The organism is Nonomuraea sp. NPDC048892 (genome assembly GCF_040649735.1).
GTDB lineage: Bacteria > Actinomycetota > Actinomycetes > Streptosporangiales > Streptosporangiaceae > Nonomuraea > Nonomuraea maheshkhaliensis.
Genome location: NZ_JBEZFZ010000049.1, coordinates 37454 through 43798, shown reverse-complemented (window position 1 = coordinate 43798; position 6345 = coordinate 37454). Strand labels below are relative to the sequence as shown.

Below are 6345 nucleotides of genomic sequence, written 5' to 3'. Positions count from 1 at the left end.
GTGGGAGAGTAGGTCACCGCCGGACAATCTTTTGAGGAGAGGGTTCCGACACCTGTTGCGGGTGTCGGGGCCCTCTTCTTGCGTTTCCGGGCCCTGTTCTGGCGTCCTGAAGCGGTGGACATGCTTGTGCACGTCATCGACTGCGCCACTCTTCGAGAGCTGTTCGGGGGCTGTCCGGGGGTTTGGTGGGCTGCCGTCCCCAAGGGGGCTTCGGGTGAGGCCGTCCCCAGGGAAGATCTGGGCCGTGCGGCGGCGAAGGTGGGGTGCGGGGAGTGATGCCCACCCTGGCTCTATTGCTCTCCGGGGTGAGAGCTGGCCTGAACGATGAGGTGCCCTTCTCTCCTGCGTCGCCAGAACTGCTCTTCGGTAGCGCATTCTTTAGAGTCCCAGCGTGCTTGCCGGCGGGCGTTCTCGTCGTCGGTGATGGTCTCCTGCAGCCGTCGCAGTTCCCGCGAGGTGTAGCGCTGTGCGAACGCGACTAGGTGTTCGGGAGGGGCGAGCCGGCGACGGAACCGCGCGGCCAGCGCAGCAGCGCTCCCTGGAACTCTCGGCCGCCGCAGCGGCCACCGCAGCACTCCCCGGAACTGCGCGGCCACCGTGGCTGTCACCGTCTCGGCGTCACTGACGACGCCGAGATGCATCTTCTCCCTTCGGAGCCCAGGCCCTGGCCGAAGCAACCTGGAGATCCCACAAGGGACGCTCTAGCGGCATGTTGGTATATGTCGTGATAATGATCACGTGGTCGAGGCCGTGGCGAAGGCGATACTGCGGCTGGTCGTCGTGCTCGCCCTGATCCTGCCGCTGGTGCCGGTGAACAGATCGCAGGAGCCGGCCGGGGTCAGCGTTGCCGCCGTGCCCAGGGCTGAGAGCATGCGGGACGCGGTGCCCGAAGAGGCCGGGACGAGGCGTGACGTGCTGCCGGGGCCCGAGCTGGGGCGAGCCAGGGTGGCCGGCGACAGTTTGGGCAAGACGGCGGGGGACGGTCTGGCCAGGATCGGTGTCGGCGCTCGGGGCAGGGTCGGTGCGGGTGGTCTGGGCAACCTGGCTGTGGCGAGCGTGAGCAGGGAGGCTGTGCCCGGGGTCTCGGCCGAGCGGGTCTCGCGGCGGCTGGATCGCTTCCTGCGAGGGCGGCCGGGGCCGGTCACCGCCATGGTGAAGGACTTGGCGACCGGACGGGTCTACCGCTACCACGCCGGCGAACGGCTGATCACGGCCAGCACGGCCAAGGTGCAGATCCTCATGGCGCTGCTGCTGCGTACCCCGTGGAAGAAGCTTCCGGCAGAAGTCAGGCGGGACGCGGAGATGATGATCCGCTACAGCGACAACCACGCCGCGGACCGGCTCTGGACGCGGATCGGCGGGGCGGACGGGTTCAACCGGGCGGGGAAGCGGCTCGGGTTGAAGCACACGGTCGGCGTGCCGGGGCAGTGCGTCGATCTCTACTGCTGGGGGATCACCAGGACGTCCGTCGACGACCAGGTCAGGCTCATGGCGGCGCTGGTGTCCGGCAGGAGCCCGCTCAGGGCCGGTGACCGGAAGCAGGTGCTCGGGCTCATGGGTGAGGTCGTCGACGGGCAGAACTGGGGCATCAGCGCCGCCGCCTGCGACGGGGAGCGGGTGGCGCTGAAGAACGGCTGGCTCAAGCGGGTCTCCACCAAGCGCTGGGCCATGATCAGCGTGGGGCTGATCCGGGGCGGCGACGGCCGCGACTACGCGCTCGCCGTACTCACCGAGGGCAGCCCCGAGGTGGCGTACGGCGTGGCGACGGTCGAGGGCGTGGTGGAGCGGATCATGCGTGACTTCCGTGACTGCCGGGCGTGACCAGCCGATAGCCCACGCCGCGTACGGTCTGGATGAGCTGGTCGTCCTCGTCGCCCAGGCGCGCGCGCAGGCGTTTGACGTGCACGGCGATGGTGTTCGTCGAGGTGTTCGCGGCGGCGTGCCAGACGTGGCGCATGATCTGCTCGCGGGTGACCGTGCGGTCGGCGTTGCGCATCAGGTACTGGAGCAGCTCGAACTCGCGCAGCGGCAGGTGTACGGCGCGCCCGGCCACGCGTACCTGGTAGGCCTGGATGTCCAGTTCGACCCCGCCGACGGCCAGGACCTTGCGTGACTCGGGCGAGGCGGCCTGGATGAACGGCAGCAGTTCGGGCACCCGGTAAGGCCTGGCGACGCAGGCGGCCGCCCCGGCGGCGAGCGCGCGCAGCGCCTGCTCGGCGTGTCCTTCGCCGACGCCGAGCAGCACCGGTACGACGCGCGCCAGCCGTACCGCGCGGACGAACTCGACCGCGTCGATGACCGGCAGCGTGGCCGAGACGAGCACCACGTCCGGGCTGAGAGCTCCCGCCTGCAGCAGCCCCTGTGCCCCGTCGGGCGCTCCTGTGACGGCCACGCCCTCGAGTTCGAGGGCCGTGGCCACGTCCTCTACGACCGAGTCGTCCGGGTCGGCGATGAGCAGCACGGGCTTGGTCCTCGTGTCCCCGTTCATCGTGGATGCCGCCTGCTGTCGGGTCATCAGCCGAAGCGCCCCGTGATGTAGTCCTCCGTGGCCTTCTCCGCGGGGTTGGTGAACATGCGGGAGGTCTCGTCCATCTCGATGACCTTGCCGGGTTTGCCCTGCTCGGCCAGGTTGAAGAACGCGGTCCTGTCGCTGACGCGGGCCGCCTGCTGCATGTTGTGGGTGACGATGACGATGGTGAACTCGTCCTTGAGCTTGGCCATCAGGTCCTCGATGGCCAGGGTGGAGATGGGGTCGAGGGCCGAGCACGGCTCGTCCATCAGCAGGACCTGCGGCTTGACCGCGATGGCGCGGGCGATGCAGAGGCGCTGCTGCTGTCCGCCGGACAGGCCGGCTCCGGGCTTGTTGAGGCGGTCCTTGACCTCGTTCCAGAGATTGGCGCCCTTGAGCGACTCCTCGACGATGGCGTCCGTCTGCGACTTGCTGACGCGGCCGTTGAGGCGCAGGCCCGCGGCCACGTTCTCGTAGATCGACATCGTGGGGAACGGGTTGGGGCGCTGGAAGACCATGCCGATCATCCGGCGCACGGAGACGGGCTCGACCGTGTTGGCGTACAGGTCCTCGCCGTCGAGCAGCACCTTGCCGTCCACGCGTGCGCCGGGGATCACCTCGTGCATGCGGTTGAGCGTGCGCAGGAATGTCGACTTGCCGCAGCCGGACGGGCCGATGAACGCGGTGATCGAGCGGGGTTCGATGGTCATGGACACGTCCTCGATCGCCTTGTGCGACCCGTAGTACGCGTCGAGACCCGAGACCTGGATCTGCTTGGACATTGTGCTGATAACCCCCTATCGGCCCCTGGCGGGCGAGCGCCACCAGGCGATCAGGCGCGCCACCAGGTTGAGCAGCATGACGATCAGGATGAGCGTGAGGGCGCCGGTCCACGCCCGGTCGATCGCGGTGTCGTTGGGGCGGGCCGCCTGGTCGAAGACGAACAGCGGCAGCCCCATCTGCGGCCCGGTGAACGGGTCGTTGTTGATGGAGTTGGTGAAGAACACCGTCATCAGCAGCGGCGCCGTCTCGCCCGCGACGCGGGCCACGGCCAGCATGACGCCGGTGACGATGCCGGTGAACGCGGTCGGCAGCACGACCTTGACGATGGTGCGCCACTTGGGGACGCCCAGCGCGTACGAAGCCTCGCGCAGGTCGACCGGCACCAGCCGGAGCATCTCCTCGGCCGACCTGACCACGGTCGGCATCATCAGGATCGACAGCGCGAGCGCGCCCGCCCAGCCGGAGTAGGAGAAGCCGAGGAACAGGATCCAGAACGCCAGCACGAACAGGCCGGCGACGACGGAGGGGACGCCGGTCATGACGTCCACGAAGAAGCTGATAGCGCGGCTGAGCCGGCCGTTGTTGCCGTATTCGACCAGGTAGATCGCGGTCAGCAGGCCGACGGGCACCGAGATGACGGAGGCGAGCAGGACCTGTTGGAGGGTGCCGATGATGGCGTGGTAGGCGCCGCCGCCGGCGTCCCTGGCGCCGATGCCGTTCATGGAGTGGGTGAGGAACTCCAGGTCGAACCGGGGCAGACCATTGGAGATCACCAGCCAGAGCACCGAGATGAGCGGCACCACGGCCAGCGCGAACGCCAGATAGACCAGGCCCTGAACGACCCGGTCCTTGATCCGGCGGCTGGTGGAGATGTGTTGGATCGCGGTCATGCGCCGGCCCTCGCGTACTCCTTGCGGCGGTTGATGATCAGGCGCGCACCCATGTTGACCAGCAGGGTGATGACGAACAGCACCAGACCTGAGGCGATCAGCGCGCCCCGGCCGATCTGGGTGGCCTCGCCGAAGCCGTTGGCGATGTTCGCGGCGATGCTGTTGGCGTGCGGGGTGAGGATCTGGAAGGTGATGTCGAAGGTAGCGGGGAAGATCAAGGCGACCGCGATGGTCTCACCCATGGCGCGGCCGAGGCCGAGCATGGCGGCGCTGATGACGCCCGGCCGGCCGAACGGCAGCACGGCCATCCTGATCATTTCCCAGCGGGTGGCGCCGAGGGCGAGCGCCGCCTCCTCGTTCATCTTCGGAGCCTGGAGGAACACCTCGCGGGAGATGGCGGCGATGATCGGCAGGATCATGATGGCCAGCACGATCGATCCGGCGATCATGGTCTTGCCGCCGATGGCGCCTTCGCCGGCGAACAGCGGGAACCAGCCGAGGTGCTCGTTGAGCCACTGCGACGGCGTCCTGATCAGCGGGATCAGGAACGCGAGCCCCCACAATCCGTACACGACGCTGGGCACGGCGGCGAGCAGGTCGATCAGGTAGCCGAGCGGCGCGGCCAGCTTGCGTGGCGCGTAGTGCGAGATGAACAGGGCCACGCCCACGGCGATCGGGGTGGCGATGACGAGCGCGAGCGCGGAGCTGAGCACGGTGCCGAAGGCCAGGGCGGCGATGCCGAAGACCTGCTCGCCGTTGGGGTCCCAGGTGAGCTCCATGAAGAAGTTCGCCTGGTTGGCGCGCAGGGCCGGGATCGCCTCGCTGATGAGGAACACGGCGATGGCCGCCATGATCCCCAGCAGGACGACGCCCGCGGCCGTGGACAGGAAGCGGAACGGGCCTTCACCGTGGCTGCGCCGCGAGGCGGACCGGCTCGTGGCCGGCCCGCCGTCACGGGTGCGTACGTTGGTCGCCATGAGGTCAGGAGATCGCCTCGACGGCGGTCCGGACCTTCGTCAGCAGTGTGCCCGCGAGCGGGGCGTAGCCCAGCTCCTTGAGCGCTGCCTGGCCTTCGTCGCTGGCGGTGTAGGTGAGGAAGCTCTTGACGATCTTCTGCTCCTCCGCGGCGAGGCCCTTCTCGCAGGTGATCTCGTACGTCACCAGGACGATCGGGTAGGCGCCCGCGGTCTTGGTGGCGTAGTCGATCGAGAGGGCGAGGTCGTTGCCGGTGCCCTTGATCTCGGCGGTCTCGACCGTCTTGGCCGCGCTCTCCGGGGTGAGCTCGACGAACTCGCCGGCGCCGTTGGCCACCTTCGCCTTCTGCAGCGAGGAGTTCTCGGCGTAGGAGAGCTCGACGTAGCTGATCGCGCCCTCGGTGTCCTTGACCGAGGAGGCGATGCCGTCGGAGCCCTTGGCGCCCTGACCCTTGGCCTCGGCCGGCCACGCCTTCGCGGGCTCGTGCGGCCACTCGGCGGTGGCCTTGAGGAACTTGGTGAAGTTGTCGCTGGTGCCCGACTCGTCCGAGCGGTGGAAGGCCTGGATCGGGGTGGAGGGCAGCTTCGCGTCGGGGTTGTCGGCCTTGATAGCGGCGTCGTCCCACTTGGTGATCGTGCTGTTGAAGATGCCGCCGAGCGTCTTGGGCGACAGCTGCAGCCCCTCGACGCCGGGCAGGTTGTAGACGACCGCGACGGGGCCGGTCACCATGGGGATGTTGATCGCCTTGCCGGTCTTGCACCGGGCGTCGGCCTGCGCGGGCTCGTCTTCCTTCAGCGCCGAGTCGGAGCCGGCGAAGGCGACCGTGCCCTGGATGAACGCCTGCACGCCCGCGCCCGAGCCGCTGGGCTGGTAGTTGAGGGTGACACCGGGGTTGGCGGCCGTGAAGTTCTTCGTCCACTCGGTGATCGCGTTGGCCTGGGCCGAGGAGCCCGCGGCGTTGATCGAGCCGCTGAGGGCGTTGTCGTTGCCCGCGGCGGCGGGCGCGCTGGCGGAGCTGGTGCCCGCGGCTCCCGCGTTGTTGTCTGTGCCGCACGCAGCGAGCGAGAGCGCGCCGACGACGGCGACGGCGGCGAGCCGGCCTGCATACTTCACGGTTGGGTCCTCCCACTTGGTCCTTAGTCGCCTCGAAAGTTATGCAGCGAAGGTGACTCAGACCCCCCAACCAGG

The 6345-nt window shown here is 68.7% G+C and carries 6 protein-coding genes; 1 reads left to right on the top strand and 5 read right to left on the bottom strand.

The genetic code is table 11. From position 1 onward, the window contains the following. The first annotated feature begins 738 nt into the window (after positions 1-738). The gene (locus AB0C28_RS54570) at positions 739-1821 is read left to right on the top strand and encodes a serine hydrolase (RefSeq protein ID WP_357863193.1); all 1083 of its coding nucleotides are present in this window, start codon (positions 739-741) and stop codon (positions 1819-1821) included. Here AB0C28_RS54570 and AB0C28_RS54565 read toward each other — a convergent pair. The 5 genes from AB0C28_RS54565 to pstS are packed head-to-tail and all read right to left on the bottom strand — an operon-like array spanning position 1790 to position 6270. Beyond that, a complete protein-coding gene (locus tag AB0C28_RS54565) occupies positions 1790-2488 on the bottom strand; it encodes a response regulator transcription factor (protein WP_357863196.1) in 699 nt (232 codons plus the stop codon). The two genes, AB0C28_RS54570 and AB0C28_RS54565, sit on opposite strands and share 32 nt — an antisense overlap. A gap of 26 nt (positions 2489-2514) precedes the next feature. Next, complete coding sequence (pstB, locus tag AB0C28_RS54560) at positions 2515-3291, bottom strand: phosphate ABC transporter ATP-binding protein PstB (protein ID WP_358085130.1); 777 nt, start codon at positions 3289-3291, stop codon at positions 2515-2517. A 15-nt stretch (positions 3292-3306) separates the two neighbouring features. Continuing rightward, positions 3307-4182, bottom strand: coding sequence for a phosphate ABC transporter permease PstA (pstA, locus tag AB0C28_RS54555; protein ID WP_357863202.1), 876 nt, complete (start codon positions 4180-4182; stop codon positions 3307-3309). Further along, positions 4179-5159, bottom strand: coding sequence for a phosphate ABC transporter permease subunit PstC (gene pstC, locus AB0C28_RS54550; RefSeq protein WP_358085127.1), 981 nt, complete (start codon positions 5157-5159; stop codon positions 4179-4181). Before pstC ends, pstA begins: the two co-directional genes overlap by 4 nt. A gap of 4 nt (positions 5160-5163) precedes the next feature. After that, on the bottom strand, positions 5164-6270 hold the full coding sequence (gene pstS / locus AB0C28_RS54545) for a phosphate ABC transporter substrate-binding protein PstS (protein WP_346110372.1): 1107 nt from the start codon (positions 6268-6270) through the stop codon (positions 5164-5166). Between the last annotated feature and the right edge of the window lie 75 nt (positions 6271-6345).

Bases quoted from the DNA above. Each gene is read 5' to 3' on its own strand.
- AB0C28_RS54565 (WP_357863196.1), bottom strand. From the start codon at position 2,488: ATGAACGGGGACACGAGGACCAAGCCCGTGCTGCTCATCGCCGACCCG.
- pstB (WP_358085130.1), bottom strand. From the start codon at position 3,291: ATGTCCAAGCAGATCCAGGTCTCGGGTCTCGACGCGTACTACGGGTCG.
- pstA (WP_357863202.1), bottom strand. From the start codon at position 4,182: ATGACCGCGATCCAACACATCTCCACCAGCCGCCGGATCAAGGACCGG.
- pstC (WP_358085127.1), bottom strand. From the start codon at position 5,159: ATGGCGACCAACGTACGCACCCGTGACGGCGGGCCGGCCACGAGCCGG.